At 67.1% G+C, this 21,917-nt stretch carries 19 protein-coding genes; 15 read left to right on the top strand and 4 right to left on the bottom strand.

Annotated elements, in window-relative coordinates:
- Positions 1-21: 21 nt before the first annotated feature.
- Positions 22-819, bottom strand: a complete 798-nt coding sequence (locus tag ABD231_RS34010; protein ID WP_344161469.1) for an alpha/beta fold hydrolase — start codon at positions 817-819, stop codon at positions 22-24.
- An 81-nt stretch (positions 820-900) separates the two neighbouring features.
- Here ABD231_RS34010 and ABD231_RS34015 point away from each other — a divergent pair, with 81 nt between their 5' ends.
- On the top strand, positions 901-1,533 hold the full coding sequence (locus tag ABD231_RS34015; protein WP_344161472.1) for a TetR/AcrR family transcriptional regulator: 633 nt from the start codon (positions 901-903) through the stop codon (positions 1,531-1,533).
- Between the two features lie 121 nt (positions 1,534-1,654).
- On the opposite strand, the gene ABD231_RS34020 is transcribed toward ABD231_RS34015, so the two are convergent.
- Positions 1,655-2,695 carry a LacI family DNA-binding transcriptional regulator gene (locus ABD231_RS34020; protein ID WP_344161475.1) on the bottom strand — a complete coding sequence of 347 codons (1,041 nt, stop codon included), beginning with the start codon at positions 2,693-2,695 and terminating at the stop codon, positions 1,655-1,657.
- Positions 2,696-2,856: 161 nt separating this feature from the next.
- Here ABD231_RS34020 and ABD231_RS34025 point away from each other — a divergent pair, with 161 nt between their 5' ends.
- From ABD231_RS34025 to ABD231_RS34080, 12 genes are all read left to right on the top strand, one after another.
- Complete coding sequence (locus ABD231_RS34025) at positions 2,857-4,353, top strand: sugar ABC transporter ATP-binding protein (protein WP_344161478.1); 1,497 nt, start codon at positions 2,857-2,859, stop codon at positions 4,351-4,353.
- Complete coding sequence (locus ABD231_RS34030; RefSeq protein WP_344161481.1) at positions 4,350-5,369, top strand: ABC transporter permease; 1,020 nt, start codon at positions 4,350-4,352, stop codon at positions 5,367-5,369. The genes ABD231_RS34025 and ABD231_RS34030 overlap by 4 nt, the downstream gene beginning before the upstream one ends.
- Positions 5,359-6,324 (top strand): ABC transporter permease, encoded by a 966-nt coding sequence (locus ABD231_RS34035; protein WP_344161484.1) that lies wholly within the window; start codon positions 5,359-5,361, stop codon positions 6,322-6,324. Before ABD231_RS34030 ends, ABD231_RS34035 begins: the two co-directional genes overlap by 11 nt.
- A gap of 11 nt (positions 6,325-6,335) precedes the next feature.
- Positions 6,336-7,394 (top strand): rhamnose ABC transporter substrate-binding protein, encoded by a 1,059-nt coding sequence (gene rhaS / locus ABD231_RS34040; RefSeq protein ID WP_344161486.1) that lies wholly within the window; start codon positions 6,336-6,338, stop codon positions 7,392-7,394.
- Positions 7,394-7,711 carry an L-rhamnose mutarotase gene (locus tag ABD231_RS34045; protein WP_344161488.1) on the top strand — a complete coding sequence of 106 codons (318 nt, stop codon included), beginning with the start codon at positions 7,394-7,396 and terminating at the stop codon, positions 7,709-7,711. Before rhaS ends, ABD231_RS34045 begins: the two co-directional genes overlap by 1 nt.
- A 3-nt stretch (positions 7,712-7,714) precedes the next feature.
- Positions 7,715-8,872 carry an L-rhamnose isomerase gene (gene rhaI, locus ABD231_RS34050; RefSeq protein WP_344161491.1) on the top strand — a complete coding sequence of 386 codons (1,158 nt, stop codon included), beginning with the start codon at positions 7,715-7,717 and terminating at the stop codon, positions 8,870-8,872.
- Positions 8,872-10,890: a bifunctional aldolase/short-chain dehydrogenase gene (locus ABD231_RS34055; RefSeq protein WP_344161494.1), complete on the top strand. Its 2,019-nt coding sequence runs from the start codon at positions 8,872-8,874 to the stop codon at positions 10,888-10,890. Before rhaI ends, ABD231_RS34055 begins: the two co-directional genes overlap by 1 nt.
- Positions 10,891-10,897: 7 nt before the next feature.
- Complete coding sequence (locus ABD231_RS34060) at positions 10,898-12,337, top strand: L-fucose/L-arabinose isomerase family protein (protein WP_344161497.1); 1,440 nt, start codon at positions 10,898-10,900, stop codon at positions 12,335-12,337.
- The gene (locus tag ABD231_RS34065) at positions 12,334-13,689 is read left to right on the top strand and encodes a rhamnulokinase (protein ID WP_344161500.1); all 1,356 of its coding nucleotides are present in this window, start codon (positions 12,334-12,336) and stop codon (positions 13,687-13,689) included. Before ABD231_RS34060 ends, ABD231_RS34065 begins: the two co-directional genes overlap by 4 nt.
- Before the next feature lie 6 nt (positions 13,690-13,695).
- Positions 13,696-13,932 (top strand): helix-turn-helix domain-containing protein, encoded by a 237-nt coding sequence (locus ABD231_RS34070; RefSeq protein WP_344161503.1) that lies wholly within the window; start codon positions 13,696-13,698, stop codon positions 13,930-13,932.
- Between the two features lie 431 nt (positions 13,933-14,363).
- Positions 14,364-17,363, top strand: coding sequence for a family 78 glycoside hydrolase catalytic domain (locus ABD231_RS34075; protein WP_344161506.1), 3,000 nt, complete (start codon positions 14,364-14,366; stop codon positions 17,361-17,363).
- Between the two features lie 50 nt (positions 17,364-17,413).
- Positions 17,414-17,986, top strand: coding sequence for a hypothetical protein (locus ABD231_RS34080; RefSeq protein WP_344161509.1), 573 nt, complete (start codon positions 17,414-17,416; stop codon positions 17,984-17,986).
- Here the strand turns inward: ABD231_RS34080 and ilvA are convergent, their stop codons facing one another.
- Positions 17,987-19,291 carry a threonine ammonia-lyase IlvA gene (ilvA, locus tag ABD231_RS34085; protein ID WP_344161511.1) on the bottom strand — a complete coding sequence of 435 codons (1,305 nt, stop codon included), beginning with the start codon at positions 19,289-19,291 and terminating at the stop codon, positions 17,987-17,989. It abuts the gene before it with no gap.
- A gap of 230 nt (positions 19,292-19,521) precedes the next feature.
- Here ilvA and ABD231_RS34090 point away from each other — a divergent pair, with 230 nt between their 5' ends.
- Positions 19,522-20,388 (top strand): HIRAN domain-containing protein, encoded by an 867-nt coding sequence (locus ABD231_RS34090; RefSeq protein ID WP_344161513.1) that lies wholly within the window; start codon positions 19,522-19,524, stop codon positions 20,386-20,388.
- 73 nt (positions 20,389-20,461) lie between these two features.
- On the top strand, positions 20,462-21,142 hold the full coding sequence (locus ABD231_RS34095; protein ID WP_344161515.1) for an SGNH/GDSL hydrolase family protein: 681 nt from the start codon (positions 20,462-20,464) through the stop codon (positions 21,140-21,142).
- Here the strand turns inward: ABD231_RS34095 and ABD231_RS34100 are convergent.
- On the bottom strand, positions 21,128-21,883 hold the full coding sequence (locus ABD231_RS34100) for a nucleotidyltransferase domain-containing protein (RefSeq protein ID WP_344161518.1): 756 nt from the start codon (positions 21,881-21,883) through the stop codon (positions 21,128-21,130). The two genes, ABD231_RS34095 and ABD231_RS34100, sit on opposite strands and share 15 nt — an antisense overlap.
- Between the last annotated feature and the right edge of the window lie 34 nt (positions 21,884-21,917).

Here is a 21,917-nt window from a genome sequence, read left to right on the forward strand (position 1 = left end):
CCCAGCTCATTGGGGAGGGGTTCATCCGGCGAATTCGCGGAGGGTCTCGGCCAGTACGTCGGGGGTGGTGCTGTGCTCGGCGCCGGGGACGGATTTGAGGGTGGCGGTGGGGACGTGGGCGGCGACTGCCTTGGCGCCGGGGATGAGGGTGGGCCAGGTCTGGTCGCCGTACAGGACTAGGACGGGGACGTCGAGGGCGGTCCAGCGGTCGGCGGGGAGGGGGTTGCCGGACATCGTGGTGCCCATGATGCGGCCGTCGTAGGAGATGGTGTGGGCGACGTCGACGACGGGCTGGAAGTACGGCGACTGGCGCATGCCGGCGACCATTTCGGGCGGGAGGCCGACGGCGGCGGTCATGAAGAGTTCGGCGGCCAGGTCGGGGTGGCCGGCGGCGATGTGGGCTTCGAGCTGCTCGACGTAGTCGGTGGGCAGCGGCGGGCGGCAGTCGTCGACGACGACCGGGGGCTCGAAGGCGACGACCTGGGAGATCGGGAGACCGGCGGCTGCGGCATCGAGCGCGAGGAGTGAACCGGAGGACCAGCCGAAGACGATCGCGGGCTGACCGGCGTCCTCGATCAGGGCGGCGATGTCCTCGATCTCGCGCTGGATCGCGTACGTCGCGGTGTCGGTGCTCTGGCCGCGACCGCGGCGGTCGTAGACATAGGTGCGGAACTGGTCGCTCAGCAGCTTGGCGGTCTCGGCGTTCAGCGGGTTCACCGCGCTGTGGGCGGTGGCGCCGTCGACGATGATCAGCGGCTGACCTTCGCCGTACACGTCGTAGCTGATGGTGGTGCCGTCGGCGGACTTCACGGTGCTCATGGTCTTCTCCTCAGCGGGTCGTTCGGAACTAGACCGTACAGTACTCGACGGAAAACTAGACTGTCCAGTATGATTTCGGGCATGGAGCTGAACCCGGAAGGCCGCACTGCCACCAAACGCCGCGCGATCCGCGGGGCGGCCACCGAGGTGTTCCTCCAGCACGGCTATCTCGGCGCGAGTATGGACGAGGTCGCCGCCAAGGCCGGTGTCTCCAAACAGACCGTCTACAAGCAGTTCGAGAACAAGGAACGCCTCTTCGCCGAGATCGTCCTCGGCACGAACGACGAGCTCGCGGTCAACCTCGCCAAGGCGTACGCCGAAACTCTCGACGGTGCGGCCGATGCTCGCGAAGCCCTGCGTGCACTGGCGTTCCGGCTCCTCGAGAGCCTGACCGCCGACCACGTCCTGCAGCTCCGCCGCCTCGTAATCGCCGAGGCCGACCGCTTCCCCGAGGTCTGCGGCGCCTGGTTCACCAGCGGCTTCGAAAAATCCCTCGAGACCCTCGGGCAAGCCCTCACCGGCCTCACCGACCGAGGCCTCCTCCGCGAACTCGACGACCCCACCCTCGTCGCGTACCAGTTCGCCGGCCTCGTCATGTACAAACCCATGAATCGAGCCATGTTCGCCGGCACCCGAGAACGCCCCAAACCCAACGAACTCGAAACCCTCGCCACCCGCGCCGTGGACGTCTTCCTAGCCTCGTACGGCGTCTGACACAGCCCTCGTCGGCCGCGAGTCCGGGCCACAACTCGGGGGTGTGCACACCTTGCGGGGGGCTTGGACAGGTAATGCCTTGTTCAGGGCCACCGGTTCTTGTTCACACCCCCAGTCGGGGTCAGGCGGTGCCGCGGGTTGAGGTTCGTACGACGAGTTCCGGGGTGAAGGTGACTCGTTGGTGTTCGTGGTCGGGGTTGGAGGACTCGTCGAGCAGCAACTCGGCGGCGGTTCGGCCGAGGAGTTGGCGGGGCTGGCGGACCGAGGTGAGGGGTACGGCGGCGGCTTCGGCGAACTCGATGTCGTCGTAGCCGACGATGGCGAGGTCTTCGGGGACGCGGAGGCCGAGGCTTACGCATTGCTGGAGTAATCCCAGTGCCAGCAGGTCGTTCGCGCAGAAGGCGGCGGTCGGGCGGCGGGATGCGGGGAGACCGGCAAGTCGTTGCCCTGCGCCCCTACCTTCGGCGACGGTGAGGGCGCCGGTGGTGATCTCGATCAGGTCGTCCTCGGACCGGCCGGCCTTCCGCAACGCAGTGCGGCCGCCGTCGCGGCGGTCGACGACCTGGCCGATCGTGAGCGGGCCGCCGACGTACGCGATCCGCTCGTGGCCGAGCTCGAGCAGGTGGGCGATCGCGAGCTCACTGCCGAGGATGTCGTTCACCGCGACCGAGCAGTGCTCGCCGTCGTCAATCGCGCGGTCGACCACGACGACCGGCGTACCGCGGGCGGGCAGTGTCCGCAGCCGCGACGAGTGCTGGTCGATGGGGGTGATGAGCACGCCCTGGACGCGTTGCTGTTCGAGCAGGTCGAGGTAGTCGGCCTCGCGCTCGACGTCCTCGTTGCTGTTGCAGAGGAAGACCGACAGACCGGCCGCGCGAGCCGCCTCCTCGACACCCTTCGCGACATCGGTGAAGAACGGGTTGCCGGCGTCGAGCATGAGGTACGCGAGGATCCGGCTGCTGCCCGCGCGGAGTTGCCGGGCGGACTCGTTGCGGACGAAGCCGAGGGACGCCATCGCGGCCTCGACCTTGGCCCGGGTCAGCGGGCTGACCATCTCCGGCCGGTTCAGCACGTTCGAGACCGTGCCGAGGGAGACGCCGGCCGCGGCGGCGACCGCCTTCACGCCGGCGGTGTGCCCGCGGCGCCGGGTGTCGTCGACCACGCAACCTCCCCGCCTCAGGTCAAACGTTGAAACGTCTTAGGTGCCGAAGCGTACCGCGAGATCTGCGCAATCCGCACTCCACCCCTTGACGCCCGCAAGCCGTCACCCGTACTTTCCTCCCAGGACTTTGAAACCTTTCAGAGACGACCGGGAGGTGACCGATGGCGGCACTGCTGCGGGTCCGTGGCGTGTCGAAGTCGTTCGGCGCGGTCGCCGCGGTCCGGGACGTCTCCTTCGACCTGTACGGCGGGGAGGCGCACGCCCTGGTCGGCGAGAACGGCGCCGGGAAGTCCACGATCGTGAAGATGCTGGCCGGCGTCCACCGCCCGGACGCAGGCACGCTCGAGCTCGACGGTACGGCGCTCGCCCTGACCGGCCCCGCGGATGCGAAGGCGGCCGGGATCGCGGTCATCTACCAGGAACCGACCCTGTTCCCGGACCTGTCGGTGGCCGAGAACATCGCGATGGGCCGCCAGCCACTGGGTCGTTTCAACACCATCGACCGGGCCGCGATGGTCGCCCAAGCGGCGCGCCTTTTCACGCGACTGGGCGTGAGCATCGACCCGAATCGACCCGCCCGCGGCCTGTCGATCGCCGACCAGCAACTCGTCGAGATCGCGAAGGCACTCTCGGTCGACGCCCGCGTCGTGGTCATGGACGAGCCGACCGCGGCCCTCACCGGGGTCGAGGTCGAGCGGCTGTTCGCGGTCGCCCGGTCACTCCGCGACGACGGCGCCGCGCTGCTGTTCATCTCGCACCGGTTCGAGGAGATCACCGCACTCTGCGAGCGCGTCACGATCATGCGCGACGGCAAGCACGTGTCGACCGACCTCCTCGCAGACACCAGTGTCGACGAGATGGTCCGCCGGATGGTTGGCCGCGACCTCGACGCGCTCTTCCCCAAGCAGGACGTCGAACCGGGCGCGACCGTCCTGCGCATACAAGGTTTGACCCGCGACCCGGTCTTCAAGGACATCTCGTTCGAAGTGAAAGCCGGTGAGATCGTCGCGCTCGCCGGTCTGGTCGGCTCCGGCCGCTCCGAGGTCGTGCAGTCGATCTTCGGCGTCGACCCGCGTGACGCCGGCACGGTCGAGGTGCTCGGCAAGACGCTCAAGCCGAAGAACCCCAAGCAGGCCATGGCTGCTGGCGTCGCGCTCGTCCCGGAGGACCGCCGCCAGCAAGGCCTCGTGATGGAGCTGTCGATCGAGCGCAACGTGACGCTGCCGCGGTCCCGATCGCTGTCCCAGCTCGGCTTCCTGACCGGCAACAGCGAACGCCGCTCGGCCAAGGAATGGACCGAGCGTCTCAAGACGAAGTACGGGCGACTCTCCGATGAGGTCGGCACGTTGTCGGGTGGCAACCAGCAGAAGGTCGTGCTCGCCAAGTGGCTCGCGACCGGACCGCGGGTGCTGATCGTCGACGAGCCGACCCGCGGGATCGACGTCGGTACCAAGGCCGAGGTGCACCGGCTGATGTCCAGCCTCGCCGCGGAAGGAGTCGCCGTACTGATGGTGTCGTCGGAGTTGCCCGAGGTGCTCGGGATGGCCGATCGCGTGCTGGTGATGCGCGAGGGCCGCCTGGTCGCTGAGCTGAGCCGCGCCGAGGCGACCGAGGAATCGGTCATGTTCGCCGCGACCGGTCAGGAGGCGACGGTATGACGGCTGTGGAACTGCCCGCGCCGCGTCGCAACACTTTGGGCGTCGTACTGCGGGCCCGCGAGCTCGGCATCGTCATCGCGCTCGGACTGCTCGTCGCGGTCACCGCGATCTCGAACCCACGCTTCCTGTCCGGGCAGAGCATCCGCGACATCCTGCTCAACACCGCGATCCTGGCCGTTCTGGCGGTCGGCCAGGCGGTGGTGGTGATCACCCGCAACATCGATCTGTCGGTCGGCTCGGTCCTCGGCCTGAGCGCCTTCACTGTCGGCACGCTGCTCCAGAACAACCCCGGTACGCCGGTAGTTCTCGCGCTGCTCGTCGGTGCCGCGGTCGGCGGGGTGTGCGGTGTGCTCAACGGCGTCCTGGTCCGGTACGGCAGGATTCCCGCGCTGGTCGTGACGCTAGGGACCCTGTACGTCGTCCGCGGGGTGACGTACTTCTGGGCCGGCGGCAGCCAGATCAACGCCGACGAGCTCCCGCAGGGATTCCTGGACTTCGGCAACGCGACACTGCTCGGGGTTCCATACCTAGTGCTGATCTCACTCCTCGTCCTCGTCGTAACAGCCGTTGTCCTGCGCAACTACCGGACCGGCCGCGAGCTGTACGCGATGGGCTCCAGCCCGCAGGCCGCGCAACTCGCCGGCATTCTGGTTGGTCGCCGTACCGTCGGGGCCTTCCTGGTGAGCGGCGCGTTGGCCGGAGTCGCGGGCGTGCTGTTCGCCGCGCGGTTCGGCACGATCGACGCCGCGGCCGGTACCGGCCTTGAGTTGAACGTCGTCGCGGCCGTGGTGGTCGGCGGGGTGGCAGTCTTCGGCGGCAGTGGGACTGTCTGGGGTGCCGCGCTCGGCGCGTTGCTGCTGACCACGATCGGCAGCGCACTCGCCGTTCTCGAGATCAACCAGTTCTGGCAGCAGGCGATCGTCGGCGGCCTGATCCTGCTCGCGATCGGCGCCGACCGGCTGGTCGCCGTACGGGTCGCGGCCGGTCTGAAGAAGCGAGGCTCCCATGTCAGCTGAGCTCACCGAAACCACGAGGGCCGGCCGCCTGGCCAACTGGAACGTGGCGATCATCGCCATCACGGTGATCGTCCTCATCATTGCGGCCGCGAGTGTCGACAGCTTCGGTACCGGCCAGAACTTCGGCTTCCTGGTCCTCGACCTGTTGCCGATCGCCCTGGTCGCGCTCCCGATGACCCTCGTCATCGTCACCGGCGAGATCGACCTGTCCGTCGCCAGCACCCTGGGACTGTCCAGCGCGGTCATGGGCTACCTCTGGAACGCGAACCAGCCGATCGAGACGATCATCCCGATCTGCCTGCTCCTCGGCGCGGTCCTGGGTGCGGTCAACGGCTTCTTCGTCACCGTCCTCGGCCTACCGTCCCTCGCCGTCACCATCGGCACCCTCGCGCTCTACCGCGGCCTCGCCTTCGTCGTCCTTGGCGACGGCGCAGTCGCCGACTTCCCGGCCGTCTACACCGACTGGGTGACCGGAACCATCGGTAGTACGCCGATTCCGAACGTCCTGATCGTGATCGTCGTACTGGCCGCTGTCTTCGGCGTCGTCCTGCATGCCACCCCGATCGGCCGAGCGGTGTTCGCGGTCGGTGCCGGTGAGCAGGCGGCCCGGTTCGCCGGGATCCGGCCCGGTCGGCTGAAGTTCTGGCTGTACGTCGCCAGTGGCGTGATCGCGGGTCTTGCCGGGGTGCTGTGGACGCTGCGCTACTCCAGCGCGCGGGCCGACAACGGCGCCGGACTCGAACTCGCGGTGGTCGCCGCCGTACTGCTCGGTGGTGTCTCGATCTTCGGTGGCAAGGGCGCCCTGCCCGGAGTCATCGCCGGCGTCGTCCTGCTCGGCTCGTTGCAGAACGCGCTCCGCCTCTCCGATGTGTCCAACGAGGCGCTGAACGTCGTTACCGGCGTTCTGCTGATCGCCTCGGTGCTCGGTCCCAACCTGCTCAAACGTCGTACCTGAAAGGACGAACCATGCGTAAGCCTCTCACCGTCGCGGTAGCGCTCCTGGCGCTGACTGCCTGCGGCGGTACGACGAAGTCGAGTACCGAGGGCCAGCAAAGCAAGGCCCCGGAAAACACGGCAGGTAAGGCCGATCCGAACGCGCCGCTCAAGGAGGGGCTGAAGATCGCCTATCTCCCCAAGCAGCTGAACAACCCGTACACCGACGTCGAGGTCGGTGGCGGCAAGGTCGCGGTCGAGGAGATCAAGGGCACCTACAAGCTGGTCGGCCCGAACGACGCCAGCGCGTCCTCGCAGGTCAGCTACATCAACACGCTGATCCAGCAGCAGCAGAACGTGATCGTGGTCGCGGCCAACGACCCGAACGCCGTCTGCCCGTCGCTGAACCAGGCGCGCAAGGCCGGGATCAAGGTCGTCACCTTCGACTCCGATGCGTCCAAGACCTGCCGGGATGCCTTCATCAATCAGGCCACCACGCAGGGCATCGGCGAGAGTCTGGTCAAGATGGCGAGTGAGCTGGCCGGCGGTTCTGGTGAGATCGCCGTCCTGTCCGCGACGCCGAACGCGACGAACCAGAACTCCTGGATCGAGGTGATGAAGACCGAGCTGGCCAAGCCGGAGAACGCCAAGCTGAAGCTGGTCAAGATTGCCTACGGCAACGACGACGACCAGAAGTCGTTCACCGAGGCCCAGGGTCTGTTGCAGACCTACCCGAACCTGAAGGTGATCGTCTCCCCGACCACGGTCGGGATCGCGGCCGCCTCGCGGTACGTGAGCTCCTCCAGCTACAAGGGCAAGGTCGCGATCACCGGGCTCGGGCTGCCGAACCAGATGCGCCAGTACGTCAAGGACGGCACGGTGAAGAAGTTCGCGCTCTGGAACCCGGCCGATATCGGCTACCTGGCGGCGTACGCCGGTGCGGCGATGAGCTCGGGGCAGATCACCGGAGCCGAGGGCGAGAAGTTCAAGGCCGGCAAGCTCGGTGAGTACACGGTCGGCGCGGACGGCGAGATCGTCCTCGGCCCGCCGACCGAGTTCACCGCCGAGAACATCGACAAATTCGACTTCTGATGAATCGCTACTGCTTCTGCCTCCAAGTCCGGCCGGACCGATTGGACGAGTACGTCGATCGGCACCGCGACGTGTGGCCCGAGATGCAGGCGGCGTTGCGGGAGGCGGGCTGGCACAACTACTCGCTCTTCCTCCGCGCCGACGGACTGCTGATCGGGTACGTCGAGTCGCCGGACCTGGCGGCGGCCCAGCGGGCGATGGCGGCCACCGAGGTCAACGCGCGGTGGCAGGCCGAGATGACGGAGTTCTTCACCGCCGGGCAGCCGGACGAGACCTTCCAGCTGCTGCCGGAGATCTTCCACCTACCAGAGGACTGACTTATGACCAGCGTGCAGGACGCCCTCAAGCGCCAGGAGATCGAGCTGCCCTCGTGGGCGTTCGGAAACTCCGGCACTCGCTTCAAGGTGTTCGCCCAGCCCGGAGTACCGCGGTCGCCGGAGGAGAAGATCGCCGACGCGGCCGTCGTGCACCGGTTCACCGGGGTGGCTCCGAGCGTCGCGCTGCACATCCCCTGGGACAAGGTGGACGACTACGCGGAACTGTCGGCGTACGCGAAGGAGCAGGGTGTCCGGCTCGGGGCGATCAACAGCAACGTCTTCCAGGACGACGACTACAAGCTCGGCAGCGTCACCAACCCTGATCCGCGAGTACGGCGGAAGGCCACCGACCACCTGCTCGAATGTGTCGACATCATGGACGCGACCGGGTCCCGCGATCTGAAGCTGTGGTTCTCCGACGGCACGAACTACCCGGGCCAGGACGACATCCAGGACCGGCAGGATCGGCTCGCGACCGCGCTTCGTGAGGTGTACGACCGGCTCGGCGACGACCAGCGGATGCTGCTGGAATACAAGCTGTTCGAGCCGGCCTTCTACACGACCGACGTGCCGGACTGGGGAACGTCGTACGCGCACTGTCTCGAACTGGGGCCGAAGGCAACGGTCTGTATCGACACCGGGCACCACGCGCCGGGGACCAATATCGAGTTCATCGTGGCCTTCCTGCTGCGGGTGAAGAAGCTCGGTGCGTTCGACTTCAACAGCCGGTTCTACGCCGATGACGACCTGATGGTCGGGTCGGCCGATCCGTTCCAGCTGTTCCGGATCATGTCCGAGATCGTCCGCGGTGACGCGCTGGATCCGGATCGCGGGATCGCGTTCATGCTCGACCAGTGCCACAACATCGAGGTGAAGATCCCGGCGATCATCCGCTCGGTGATGAACGTCCAGGAGGCCACCGCGAAGGCGTTGCTGGTCGACCGGTCCGCACTGAAGGCGGCTCAGCTGGAAGGTGACGTGCTGGAGGCGAACGCCGTACTGATGGATGCCTACAACACCGATGTGCGGCCGCTGCTGGCCGAGTTGCGCGAGTCGCAGGGACTCGACGCTGATCCGATCGCGGCGTACAAGCGCAGCGGGTACTTCGAGCAGATCGTCAAGGACCGGGCCGACGGCCAGCAGGCCGGATGGGGAGCGTGATGGAACTCGTTGCCAGGAGCAACCGCCTGGGTGCGGATCCGCGGAACACCAACTATGCCGGCGGGAACACGTCGGCGAAGGGTTCAGCGCTTGATCCGGTGACTCAGCAGTCCGTTGATCTCTTGTGGGTGAAGGGTTCCGGAGGCGACCTCGGCACATTGACCGAGGCGGGTCTCGCCGTACTGCGTCTCGACCGGCTGAACGCACTCGTCGACTCCTACCCAGGCGTCGAGCGCGAGGACGAGATGGTGGCCGCGTTCGACTACTGCCTGCACGGCAAGGGCGGTGCGGCACCGTCGATCGACACCGCGATGCACGGGCTGGTCGACGCCCCTCATGTCGACCACCTGCACCCTGATTCCGGGATCGCGCTGGCGACGGCGGCCGACGGCGAGAAGCTGACCGCCGAGTGCTTCGGGGATCGGGTGGTCTGGGTGCCGTGGCGGCGGCCCGGGTTCCAGCTCGGGCTCGACATCGCCGCGGTACATCGCGAAAACCCGCAGGCGATCGGCTGCATCCTCGGCGGACACGGCATCACCGCCTGGGGCGCGACCTCCGACGAGTGCGAGGCCAACTCCCTGGAGATCATCCGTACGGCGGAACGTTTCCTCGCCGACCGCGGTATCGCGGAACCCTTCGGAGCCGTGGTCGCCGGATACGAACCGCTGCCCGTCGACGAGCGCCGGGCGCGTGCTGCCGCGCTGGCCCCGGTGATCCGCGGGCTCGCCTCGACCGACAAACCGCAGGTCGGGCACTACAACGACTCGGACGTCGTACTGGAGTTCACCGCACGTGAGCGGTTGGCCGAGTTGGCGGCGTTGGGCACGTCCTGCCCGGACCACTTCCTGCGGACCAAGGTGCGGCCGCTCGTGCTCGACCTGCCGCCGAGTGCGCCGCTGGAGGACGCAATCGCCCGGCTGCGCGAGTTGCACGCGTCGTACCGGGATGAGTATTCGGCCTACTACCACCGGCACGCGGATGCGGACAGTCCGGCGATGCGGGGTGCGGATCCGGCGATCGTGCTGGTGCCGGGCGTCGGGATGTTCAGCTTCGGCAAGGACAAGCAGACCGCTCGGGTGGCCGGTGAGTTCTACGTGAACGCGATCAATGTGATGCGCGGCGCGGAGGCGGTGTCGTCGTACGCGCCGATCGACGAGCGGGAGAAGTTCCGCATCGAGTACTGGGCGCTGGAGGAGGCGAAGCTGCAGCGGATGCCGCGACCGAAGCCGCTCGCCACCCGGGTCGCATTGGTGACCGGTGCTGGTTCGGGGATCGGCAAGGCGATCGCGCAGCGGCTCGCGGCCGAGGGTGCGTGTGTTGTGGTGGCCGACCTCGATCTGGCCGCGGCCGAAGCGGTCGCGAAGGAGATCGGATCCACTGACGTCGCCGTCGCAGTCGGAGCTGATGTCTCTGACGCGGCGGCGGTCGCGCAGGCATTCGATGAGGCTGTGCTTGCCTTCGGTGGCGTGGATCTGATCGTCAACAACGCCGGGCTGTCGATCTCGAAGTCGTTGCTGGAGACAACCGAACGCGACTGGGATCTGCAGCACGACGTGATGGCCAAGGGTTCGTTCCTGGTCTCGCGGGCGGCCGCGAAGGTGCTGATCGACCAGGGGATCGGCGGCGACATCGTCTACATCTCCAGCAAGAACGCCGTCTTCGCCGGACCGAACAACGTCGCGTACGGCGCGGCCAAGGCCGACCAGGCCCACCAGGTTCGGCTGCTCGCGGCCGAGCTCGGGGAGTACGGCGTTCGCGTCAACGGCGTGAACCCGGATGGCGTCGTACGGGGGTCGGGGATCTTCGCGAAGGGCTGGGGTGCGAAGCGCGCGGCCGTGTACGGCGTTCCTGAGTCGGAGCTGGGCGCGTACTACGCGCAGCGAACGCTGTTGAAGCGGGAGGTGTTGCCGGAGAACGTTGCGGCGGCGGTCTTCGCGTTGGTGGGTGGGGATCTCTCGCATACCACCGGTCTGCATGTGCCTGTCGACGCCGGCGTGGCTGCCGCGTTCCTGCGTTGAGGGGCTGATGATGCGATCGGACGACTCAGCCGGCGACCTCCCGCGGGCCGTCGGGCGCCGGACGCGAATTGGTCTCGTCGCAGGCGGGCTCGGTGCTTACTGGCCGCAGTTCCCCTCCTTGCTACCGCAGTTGCAGGCGTCTGCTCGGCGGGTGTCCGAGCGGTTCGCTTCGATGGACTGCGAGGTGGTGGACGTCGGGTTCATCTCCGACGCGCAGGAGGGTGCTGCGGCCGCGGAGAAGCTGAGGGTGGCGGACTGCGATCTGATCGTGGGGTTTCTGACGACGTACATGACCGCGTCGATGCTGGTGCCGGTGGCGCAGCGGAGTGGTTCGCCGGTGCTGCTGCTGAACCTGCAGCCGACGGAGTCGATGGATCACGCGACCTTCGACACCGGTGCCTGGCTCGCGTACTGCGGTGCTTGTCCGCTGCCCGAGATGGCAAATGCGTTCGAGCGCTGCGGGATCGAGTTCCGGTCGGTTTCGGGGTACCTCGAGGACGAGCGGGCGTGGGCTCGGATCGGCCGGTGGATCCGGGCGGCCGGCGTACGGGCTGCTTTTCGGCATGGACGGCACGGTCTGCTCGGGCATCTGTATCCCGGCATGATGGACGTCGTCACCGACCCGACGCTGGTGTCCGCGCAGCTCGGTGGGCATGTGGAGATCCTGGAGATCGACGATCTGCGGGTGCGGGTCGAGAAGGTCACTCCCGCGGAGACCTCTGAGCGTATGGAGTTGGCGCGGGAGGTGTTTGTCCTCGATGACTCGGTGGTCGAGGACGACTTCCGGTGGGGTGCGACCGTCTCCGTTGCGCTGGATCGGCTGGTCTCGGACTTCGACCTGACGACCCTGGCGTATTACCACCGTGGGTTGGACGGGGAGGCGCATGAGCGGGTGGCGGCGGGGATGATCCTCGGCGCATCGTTGCTCACGGCAAGGGGTATCCCGGCTGCGGGTGAGTACGAACTGCGGACGTCGCTGGCGATGCTGGTGATGGACAAACTCGGTGCGGGTGGTTCGTTCACCGAACTGCAGGCGTTGAACTTCCACGACAACGTGGTGGAGATGGGTCACGACGGGCCGGCGCACCTCGCGATCAGTTCGGCCAAGCCGTTGCTGCGTGGATTGGGTGTCTATCACGGCAAGCGTGGGTGGGGTGTCTCCGTCGAGTTCGACGTTCGCCAGGGACCAGTCACGTTGTGCGGGCTGGGCCAGCGGCGGGACGGCACGTTCCATCTGATCGCTTCGGAAGGGACCGTCGTACCAGGGCCGCTGCTGCAGATCGGCAACACCACGTCCCGGGTGGACTTCGGCCGAGACCCCGGTGAGTGGACCGATGAGTGGTCTGCGTCGGGCGTCGCACACCACTGGGCGCTCGGTACTGGACACCGCGTCAAGGACCTGGAGGCCGTCGCCGGCCTCCTCAACCTCGACCTGACTGTCGTATGAAGCGCGTCGCGGCGGTCGACCTAGGGGCATCCAGCGGTCGGGTCATGCTCGGCGAGGTCGGTCCCGACCTGCTGAACCTGACCGAGGTCAACCGCTTCTGGAACGGCCCGGTCGACCTCCGTGGCAGCCTGCACTGGGACATCCTCCACCTCTACCGCTCCATGCTCGACGGCCTCCACGCGGCCGGTGCTGTCGACTCCCTCGGTATCGACTCCTGGGCCGTCGACTATGGCCTCCTGTCTGGTGGGCAGCTGCTGGGCAACCCGTTCCACTACCGCGACTCCCGTACCAACACCGCCGTACAAGGTGTGACGCCTGAGGAGCTGTACCAAGTCACGGGTTTGCAGCAGCTGCCCATCAACACGCTGTACCAGCTGCTTGCCGAGCGTCTGCTGGAGCAAGCTGACACCCTCCTGCTCATTCCCGACCTGCTTGCCTACTGGCTCACCGGCTCGATCGGGGCGGAGCGCACCAACGCGTCGACCACGCAGTTGTACGACGTGCGGCGGCGTGAGTGGGCGGTTGAGCTCGCTGAGCGGGTCGGCGTACCGGCTCGGGTGCTGCCTCGGTTGGTTGATCCGGGGGAGGTGATTGGCGACTACCGGGGGACTCCGGTGATTGCGGTGGGGTCGCATGACACGGCGTCGGCTGTGGTGAGTGTGCCGACGGAGACCGAGCGGTTCGCCTACATCTCGTCGGGCACGTGGTCGCTAGTGGGACTCGAGCTGGACGCACCTGTGCTCACCGAGGAGGCGCGTCTCGCGAACTTCAGCAACGAAGGGGGAGTGGATGGGCGGATCCGCTTCCTGCGTAACGTCATGGGCCTGTGGATCCTCCAGGAGTGCCAACGCGTCTGGCAGGACGACGACCTGCCGCGACTGCTCAGCGAAGCAGCTGCTGAGCCACCCTTCGCCTTACTGATCGATCCGGATGCACCAGAGTTCCTAGCGCCGGGTGACATGCCGGCTCGGATCGGGAACGCATCGAAAGGTGCGATCGTGCGGTGTGTGTTGGAGAGTCTGGCGCTCGCCTACCGGCGGACGCTGCGGTCGGCGCAAGAGCTCGCGGACCGGCCGGTCGACGTACTGCATGTCATCGGAGGCGGCTCCCAGAACGAACTGCTGTGTCAGCTCACCGCAGACGCCTGCGGCCTGCCGGTGCTCGCCGGTCCGGTCGAAGCGTCCGCACTGGGCAACGTCCTCGTCCAAGCTCGCGCACTGGGCGAGCCCCTGCCGGACCTGGCCGCCATGCGCGCCCTGGTCCGGTCCACCCATCGCCTGCGGCGCTACACCCCGCAGGGCAAACCGGCCGACTGGGACGCCGCCGAGTCCCGGGTGTTCGGAACCAGGTGATCCGTAATGACCGTCCTCCCCCAGGAACTGCGCCCGCAGCGGGTACCGCCGCGGGAGATCAGCCATGACGATCTGCAGCTGCTCCGCCTCCTCGCCACCGGCTTGCCGATGGACGCGGTGGCGCGCAGGTTGCAGTTGTCCGAACGGACTGTCCGCCGCCGGACCCGCTTGATCTGCGACCGGCTCGGCTTCAGTACCGCGATCGAAGCCATCGTCTGGGCCGCCCGCCGCGGCTTGGTCTAACCCCCCTCGACCATCCACCCCCTCCTCCCCACCCCCACCCGTCCTCCCCCACCCCGCCCCCAAAGAGCAGCCCCCCGCCCCCCAACACCCCCGCTTCTCTTTGTGCACCCAGCTCATCTTTGTGAATCCACCGACCATTTGGAGCTCACGAAAATGACTGGTGGGTTCACAAAGTCGGATCTCGTGCACAAAGAGAAGGCGACCCACCTTTGGGCGGGAGGGGTGGACGCGGGAGGGGGGACGCGGGGGTGGACGCGGGAGGGGTGGACGCGGGGGACACCGGTTGACGTCCAGAGGAGTATCTCCCTGCAGTACCGCCCCACTGACTGAGGAGTCTTGCTATGCCCCGACACCTTCGAGGGCTCTGCCTTGCCCTGGCAGTTCTCCTGGCTATGCCGATATCTACCGCCTCCGCCACACCAGCACCGCAGGTGCACAAGCTGAAGACCAATGCTCTCGCCGAACCACTCGGCATCGGCGCCGGCACGCCCCGGCTGAGCTGGCAGCTCGACAGCAGCAGTCGTGGGGTGACTCAGAGCCGCTACCAGGTCCGGGTCGCAACCAGTCCGTCGCGGCTGGCCCGTCCGGACGCGTGGGACAGCGGTGTGGTTCGCTCCGACCGTTCGGTCGACGTCGAGTACGCCGGTGCTGCGCTGAAGCCGTATACGCAGTACTTCTGGTCTGTCCGGGTCTGGGACGGCAACGGCCGCGCCACGCGCTGGTCCGACCCTGCGACGTTCGAGACCGCCCAGCTGAAGCCCTCGGACTGGAGTGGCGAGTGGATCGGCGCTGAGAGCCAGCCTGGTGCCGAGTGGACCGACTACACGGTCGACGCCGATGTCACGGTCGTCAAGGAAGCACTCGGTGTCTTCTTCCGCGGTCGCGCCGGCATCGGCTACATGTGGCAGCTCAACTCCTTGGGCGGCGGTGCAAAGCTGCGGCCGCACGTCCGCCAGCCGGGCGGTGGGTACGTCGTACTCGCCGAGATCCCGCTCAACGTCGACCTGAGCCAGCAGCACCACCTGCGGATCACCGTGGCCGGTCAGACCATCACCACCTGGATCGACGGCATTCAGGTCGACCAGCGCGAGCGTTCCGATCACAACGCGGCCGGGATCGTGGGTTTCCGCACCAACGGGGCCGAGAGCGGTGTTGTGCACAACCTGGTGGTGACCAACGTCGCCGGGAAGAAGCTGGTCGACACCGCGTTCGCGGCCGGTGACCAGACCTTCCCGGATGGGACGGTACTGCCGAGCGGCGGTTTGCAGGTCAAGGGCAACACCGACCTGTGGCTGCCGGGTCCGCCGCTGCCGGTGTTCCGGCGTACGGTGACGATCCCGGCGGGGAAGAAGGTGGTCCGGGCACGGGTCTACGCGGCCGCGCAGGGTGTCTACGAGCTGAGCTTGAACGGGCGCAAGGTCGGCGATCAGGAGCTGGCACCGGGCTGGACAGACTACCGGCTGCGGATCCAGTCGCAGACGTACGACGTCACGCGGCAACTGCGGCCGGGTCAGAACGTGCTGGGAGCTGAGCTCTCCACCGGCTGGTACGCCGGGAACCTGGCGATGTTCGGTTCGCAGAAGTACGGCAGTGAAACCGCTCTGACTGCGCAACTGCGCGTCACGTACTCAGATGGCTCCACCGACGTCATCGGTACCGATCAGAACTGGCAGACCGCGCCAGGCGCCGTACGGGTTGCTGATCTGCTCAACGGCGAGAGCTACGACGCACGTCGTACGCCGACTGAGTGGTCGCCAGCGTTGTTGCGGCCGAGCGCGACCGCGCAGCTGGTCCCGCAGGGCGACCAGCCTGTCCGGGTGACGCAGCACCTGACCGCTAAGGCGATCCCGTCACCCACAGCTGGCAAGTACCTCTACGACCTCGGTCAGAACATGGTGGGTGTCGGCCGGTTCAAGCTGACCGGACAGCCGGGGCAGACCGTGACGATCCGGTACGGCGAGGTGCTGAACCCGGACGGGACGCTGTACACGGACAACCTGCGCAGTGCGAAGGCCACTGACCACTACACGTTCGCCACCAACCAGCCGGAGACGTACCAACCGCGGTTCACCTTCCATGGTTTCCGGTACGTCGAGGTGAGCGGTCTGCCGGCCGCACCGCCGGCCAGCGCGATCACCGGCGTAGTCATGGGCACAGATGGCGCTCAGACGACCAGCTTCCACACCAACTCCGCACTGGTGAACCAGCTGCACAGCAACATCGTCTGGGGCCAGCGTGGCAACTTCTTGTCGATTCCGACCGACACTCCGGCCCGCGACGAGCGAATGGGCTGGACCGGCGATATCAACGTGTTCGCCCGGACTGCGGTCTACAACCTCGACTCACAGGCCTTTCTGACCAAGTGGTTGCAGGATCTGCGAGACAGCCAGACCGCTGACGGCTCGTACCCAAGCGTCGCGCCGACTGTGCCCAACTCGTTCGACGGCGGGCTCGGGAACGCAGGCTGGGCAGATGCCGGTGTCAACGTGCCATGGACGCTCTGGCAGGCCTACGGCGATACCAACGTGATCCGCACGCACTACGCCTCCATGGCGCGGTACGTCGACTACCTTGCCTCCCACTCACCCGGTCTGATCCGTGGCGGCGGTGACTACGGTGACTGGCTGAACCTGGAAGACCCGACACCTGGTGACCTGATCGGTACGGCGTTCATGGCCAAGGGTGCCCGCCAGCTCAGCCAGATGGCTGCGGCAATCGGGAACAGTGCGGACGAAACGAAGTACCGGAAGCTGTATGACGACGTACGCGCGGCGTGGGTCGCGCGGTTCGTGGCAGCTGACGGGAAGGTCGGGTCGGACAGCCAGACCGGGTACATCCTCGGGTTCACCAACGACCTGATTCCCGATGTCACCAAGTCCGGTGAGCACTTCGCGAACACCATCCTGCGCCGGGACACGCACTTGTCCACCGGCTTCCTCGGAGTGGACGGGCTGCTGCCGGTGCTGACCAAGGTGGGTCGCTCGGATCTCGCGTACAAGCTGTTGCAGAGCACGTCGTACCCGTCCTGGGGCTACGAGATCGGAAAGGGCGCGACCACGGTCTGGGAGCGCTGGAACTCGATCAATCCGGACGGCACCTTCAACGACGTCGGTATGAACTCCTTCAACCACTACGCGTACGGCGCCGTCGGCGAGTGGATGTACCGGACGCTGGCGGGCGTCTCGGCGGCCGAACCGGGGTACCGGCGGGTGCTGATCGCGCCGACGCCGGGTGCCGGGATCACCAAGGCCGACTTCGCGCTGGAGACGCCGTACGGCGAGGTGGTCAGTAACTGGCAGATCACTGCCCGTGGTTTCGAGCTGGAGGTGACGGTCCCGGCCAACGCGACGGCAATCATTCGTTTGCCTGGTTCGGCGGACGTCAAGAATGTTGCTTCGGGCACCTATCGGTTCGTGGCGCCGGCAGGTTAGCCGGGGAGGGCGGCGGGTACCGGAGCGGGAACCCCGACAGAGGAGGAACCATGGACGGAATGACCGTCCTCTGGATCGTCGTCGCCCTCGCAGTCCTGGTCATCCTGGTTGCGTTGATCGCCGGCGCATCCAGGACATCGTCGAAACGCCGCGCGGAACACGAGCGGCAGCAGGCCGAGCACGACCGGCAGGAGGCGTACGAGAAGGAGCAGGAGTCGCGGATCGCCGCGGCCCACGCCGAACGTCAGCACGCCACGGCCGATGAGGTCGACGCCCGCGCCAAGCGCGCCCAGGCCGAGTCCGAGGAGAAGGCTGCCGAGGCCCGCCGGCTCGCCGCCGGCGCCACCGAGCGTCGCGAGGCCGCCAAAACCGCCGATCGCGAGGCCGACGAACACCGCACCGAGGCCGCCGACCTGTACCCGGATGCCGAGAAGCACGCCGACAACACCACGATGCCGCACGCGGGCGACGTACCGAACGCGGCCCGAACGCAGCAACCGATTCCGGATGAGGCGCGAGCCGACGAGCTGGGGAAGGATCGGGCGCAGTCCGACGAGGAGCGCCACTGGGCGGACGGGACGCACCCGCACGACCCGCGGCATTCCAAGCACACCAAGCACTGATCAGATCAGGTAGCGGAACTCGGGGGAGTTCGGGTTGATCCGCTCGATGTCGAGCGGGGCCGCCTCCATCCGGGCGAGCAGACCTTCCAGGTCGCTCGCCCGGCTGATCTCGATCCCGACCAGCGCGACCCCGGTCTCCCGGTTGTTGCGCTTCACGTACTCGAACAACGCGATGTCGTCGTCCGGGCCGAGCACCCCGTCCAGGAACTGGCGCAGCGCGCCCGGCTCCTGCGGGAACGTCACCAGGAAGTAGTGCTTGAGGCCTTCGTAGACCAGCGATCGCTCGAGGATCTCGCTGTACCGGCTGACATCGTTGTTCCCGCCCGACAGCAGGCAGACCACCGTCTCACCCGGCTGCACGACCAGACCGTTGCCCAGGGCACTTGTCGACAAAGCGCCCGCGGGCTCGGCGATCAGACCGTCGACCTGGTACAGCTCGAGCATCTCGCTGCACACCAGGCCTTCCGGCACCGACATCAGCTCGACACCGGCGCTCGCGACCAACGGCAGCGTGACGTCGCCAACCCGCCGTACCGCTGCGCCGTCGACGAAGCTGTCCAGGTGCGGCAACGTAACCGGTTCACCAGCAGCAAGTGCAGCCGCCATGCTCGCCGCGCCGGCCGGCTCCACACCGACGATCCGTACGCCGGGATGCCGGGCCGACATCCAACTCACGACACCGGCGATCAGCCCACCACCGCCAACCGGAACCACCAGTACGTCGGGTGCATGGCCGAGCTGCTGGACGATCTCGACGGCGACCGTGCCTTGGCCGGCCACGGTTCGCGGATCGTCGAAGGCAGGGACCATCGTCGCGCCGGTCGCTTCCGCATCAGCGAGCGCTGCGGCGGCCGCGTCGTCGTACGTGTCGCCGGTGACGATCACCTGGATCTGCTTGCCACCGAGAGCCGCGATCCGGTCCCGCTTCTGGCGCGGTGTGGTCCGCGGCACGAAAACTTTTCCGTGAACTCCGAGTGCGTGGCACGAATATGCCAAACCCTGTCCGTGGTTGCCCGCACTGGCACACACCACCCCGGCTGACTTGCTCTCGTCGTCGAGCTGGGCGATCAGGTTGTAGGCCCCGCGCAGCTTGTAGGAACGGCCGATCTGCAGGTCCTCGCGCTTCAGCAGAATCTGCGCCCCGGTGCGCTCGGACAGGCGCAGATTGCGCTCCAGCGGGGTCCGGACGACGACTCCGTCGAGCCGCGAGACGGCGGCCTCGACAGCGGCCGCGGCGGCCGTTTCTGAGACGATCGCTGAACCGGTTCTGCTCGTCGATCGAGCGACTGAACTCTTGCCCTGCATGACGTTCCTTCCCGTGCATCTGCACGATCTTCGCCGTTTCGCTCGCTCAACAAGACGATCTCCGTCCATAGTGCGGACAGACGGCTACCGTTGCACAACGGAGCCTGATTCCATGCGTGAAACGGCCCTTCACGGGGCAGTGTAGTTTTCATACGCTCACTCGGTGTAACGGCCAGGCCTCTGGACGGGATGAGCCGAGTAAACCGGTCAGCAGGGACTGGAGGGCACATATGGAACTGATTCCGTTCAGTCTGTGGGGCGACGCACTGTGGTGCGGTCAGGAGGTCGTGCGGGAGGCTCCGCACGAGCAGGCGATTCGCAGCCTGTTCCCTGATCCCATCCCGGCACGTGGCGCAGATCTGGACACCGAGGCGGACCTCGTCCCGGAACCGCACAACAGATTCGACCCCCGATCGATCGCAGTCCGCGTGCAGGGGAAGGTTGTCGGCTACTTGCCGAGGGACGACGCGCATCGCTACCACCCGGTGCTGTCGGAGCTGGTGGCCCAAGGACTGCAGCCCCAGGTGCCGTGCCACCTGTGGGTGAGTGAATGGGAGCCGGCCGACTGGGTCGGCAAGGCTGATGACGGCACGGAGTTCCACGCCAGTGTCGCGGTGGCCCTGGGCCAGCCGCACATGCTCGTCCCGGTGAATCTGCCACCGCCGGGGAGCTTCCACCTACTGCCGCCCGGCAGTGGCATCGTCGTACCGGGCAGTGAGGTGCATCCAGAGGTCCTGACACCGTTCTTCCGCGCGGAGGGCGAGTGCTGGGCCTACGCCACCATGCATGCGATCGAGGAGGAGGACAGCATCCAGGACCGGCCGCGGAACGTGATCGAGATCCGTCTCGACGACGAACCGGTCGGACGGCTCAGCCCACGGCTGAGTGCGGAGTTCCTGCCTGCTGTGCACTACCTGGCCGACATGCGTGCCGAGACCGCCGCACGCGTCGCAGTCCGCGGGGACCGCAGCGCATCGGAGGTGACCTTGTACGCGGCACGGAGTCATGACCTGCCGGCCACGTGGCCGGACGGCCTGACCCGTTCCCCAGTCGCGTCCCCACAATGGCACTACTGGGCGACGAAAGAAGCCAACTAGGCGGCTGCGCTGTACTCACCCCGCCCACTGGGTGGGTACAGCGGAGCTACTTCCTTACCGCTACGTTTTCCAGGTGAAGCCTCGTCTGTTGCTCGCCGTGCCGCTGGTCGTCGCGGCGGTCCTACTGGTGGGACCGGCGGCTCCAGCTGTCCGTGGGGTGCCGCTGATGCCACTGGGCGACTCCATCACCTACGGCAACCCGGAGACCGGCGTCAGCTACCGCACGTCCCTGTGGCAGCACCTCCAGAGCGACCCCGGGCCTCGGCTGGACTTCGTGGGTTCAGTCCGCTGGGGCAACCTTCCGGACCGCGACAACGAGGGTCACCCGGGGATGCGGATCGACGAACTGCGTTCCTGGATCGACTACTGGCTCAAGCTGAACCGGCCGCGGTACGTGCTCCTCCACATCGGCACGAACGACGTCGTACAGGCTCATGATCTGGCCAACGCCCCGGCGCGCTTGCAGGACCTGGTGGAGCGCATCACGTCTCGGGTGCCCGGTGTGACGGTTCTGGTCGCGTCGATCGTGCCTTCGTCCGATCCTGGGCTGAACGAGCGCATCGACACCTACAACGCGGCGGTGCCTGGTGTGGTCGAGTCGGTGCGCGCTACCGGCGCCGACGTGCGTTTCGTCGACCTGAACGCGCGGATGTCGTTGTCCGACATCTCGTCGGACAAGCTGCACCCCAGTGACGCGGGCTTCTTGAAGATGGGCGACATCTGGTACGACGCAGTGGCGTCAGTCGTGCCGTAGAGCGTCGTACTGTTCGGCGGACCAGTCGTCGAAGGTCTCCTGCACCAGTGGGAGTTCGGACCGCTGTACTCGTCGCAGGCTCTGTCTGATCGCGTCGGGATTGCCAGCGAGGTACTGCTCGATCGTCTCCAGCAGTACGTCGGTCGGCCAGCTCGGGAGAGGGTGATGGTGCAGCGACCAGGTGAGGTACTTGCTGTACGGCCGGACCTGTCCGTCCAGTGCGAACACCACATCCAGGAACGGGCTCATCGCCTCCACGGCGTCCATCCGTGCTGCGAGGGAGTTGCCGTCCCGGGCTGACTTCAGTGAGCGGTAGGCCAGGTTGATCCATGCGTCCAACCGGTGCTCCAGGAGACTTAGCGACTCTTCGGGGCTCAGTCTGGTCTGCCGTTCTACCGCCTGCTGGATGCGGCCGTCCGTCTTGTCCAGGAGCGTCGGTGCCCACGCGTAGGACCAGCGGTAGCCCCATTGGTCGTCTCCGAAGGTGGACAGCGTCTCCAAGTGCAGGAGTGTGACCGGCAGCAGCTCCAGTTCGGTGTTGCGCGTTAGCGGCCTGTCGACCAGCTCTGGTGACACCACCACCAGTACGTCGAGGTCGGAGCGCTCCGTCTCGAGGCCGCGCCCGGCTGAGCCCGACAACACCATTCCGAGGAAGCCCTCGCCGTACTCGCTCTGCAGTTGGGCTGCCGCGGTCTCGATTGGTTCGCGGCGCTCGGGCGACAGCGTCTCGGGGAACTTCATGCTGTGACCGTAGTGGGCGACGTACGCTGGCCGC

It is taken from the genome of Kribbella yunnanensis, from assembly GCF_039529655.1.
GTDB lineage: Bacteria > Actinomycetota > Actinomycetes > Propionibacteriales > Kribbellaceae > Kribbella > Kribbella yunnanensis.

Excerpts from the sequence above, each read along its gene's own strand:
- ABD231_RS34045 (WP_344161488.1), top strand. The coding sequence starts at position 7,394 with ATGAATCGCTACTGCTTCTGCCTCCAAGTCCGGCCGGACCGATTGGAC.
- ilvA (WP_344161511.1), bottom strand. The coding sequence starts at position 19,291 with ATGCAGGGCAAGAGTTCAGTCGCTCGATCGACGAGCAGAACCGGTTCA.
- ABD231_RS34090 (WP_344161513.1), top strand. The coding sequence starts at position 19,522 with ATGGAACTGATTCCGTTCAGTCTGTGGGGCGACGCACTGTGGTGCGGT.
- ABD231_RS34030 (WP_344161481.1), top strand. The coding sequence starts at position 4,350 with ATGACGGCTGTGGAACTGCCCGCGCCGCGTCGCAACACTTTGGGCGTC.
- ABD231_RS34015 (WP_344161472.1), top strand. The coding sequence starts at position 901 with ATGGAGCTGAACCCGGAAGGCCGCACTGCCACCAAACGCCGCGCGATC.
- ABD231_RS34100 (WP_344161518.1), bottom strand. The coding sequence starts at position 21,883 with ATGAAGTTCCCCGAGACGCTGTCGCCCGAGCGCCGCGAACCAATCGAG.
- ABD231_RS34065 (WP_344161500.1), top strand. The coding sequence starts at position 12,334 with ATGAAGCGCGTCGCGGCGGTCGACCTAGGGGCATCCAGCGGTCGGGTC.
- rhaI (WP_344161491.1), top strand. The coding sequence starts at position 7,715 with ATGACCAGCGTGCAGGACGCCCTCAAGCGCCAGGAGATCGAGCTGCCC.
- ABD231_RS34010 (WP_344161469.1), bottom strand. The coding sequence starts at position 819 with ATGAGCACCGTGAAGTCCGCCGACGGCACCACCATCAGCTACGACGTG.
- ABD231_RS34080 (WP_344161509.1), top strand. The coding sequence starts at position 17,414 with ATGGACGGAATGACCGTCCTCTGGATCGTCGTCGCCCTCGCAGTCCTG.
- rhaS (WP_344161486.1), top strand. The coding sequence starts at position 6,336 with ATGCGTAAGCCTCTCACCGTCGCGGTAGCGCTCCTGGCGCTGACTGCC.
- ABD231_RS34060 (WP_344161497.1), top strand. The coding sequence starts at position 10,898 with ATGATGCGATCGGACGACTCAGCCGGCGACCTCCCGCGGGCCGTCGGG.
- ABD231_RS34070 (WP_344161503.1), top strand. The coding sequence starts at position 13,696 with ATGACCGTCCTCCCCCAGGAACTGCGCCCGCAGCGGGTACCGCCGCGG.
- ABD231_RS34035 (WP_344161484.1), top strand. The coding sequence starts at position 5,359 with ATGTCAGCTGAGCTCACCGAAACCACGAGGGCCGGCCGCCTGGCCAAC.
- ABD231_RS34025 (WP_344161478.1), top strand. The coding sequence starts at position 2,857 with ATGGCGGCACTGCTGCGGGTCCGTGGCGTGTCGAAGTCGTTCGGCGCG.
- ABD231_RS34055 (WP_344161494.1), top strand. The coding sequence starts at position 8,872 with ATGGAACTCGTTGCCAGGAGCAACCGCCTGGGTGCGGATCCGCGGAAC.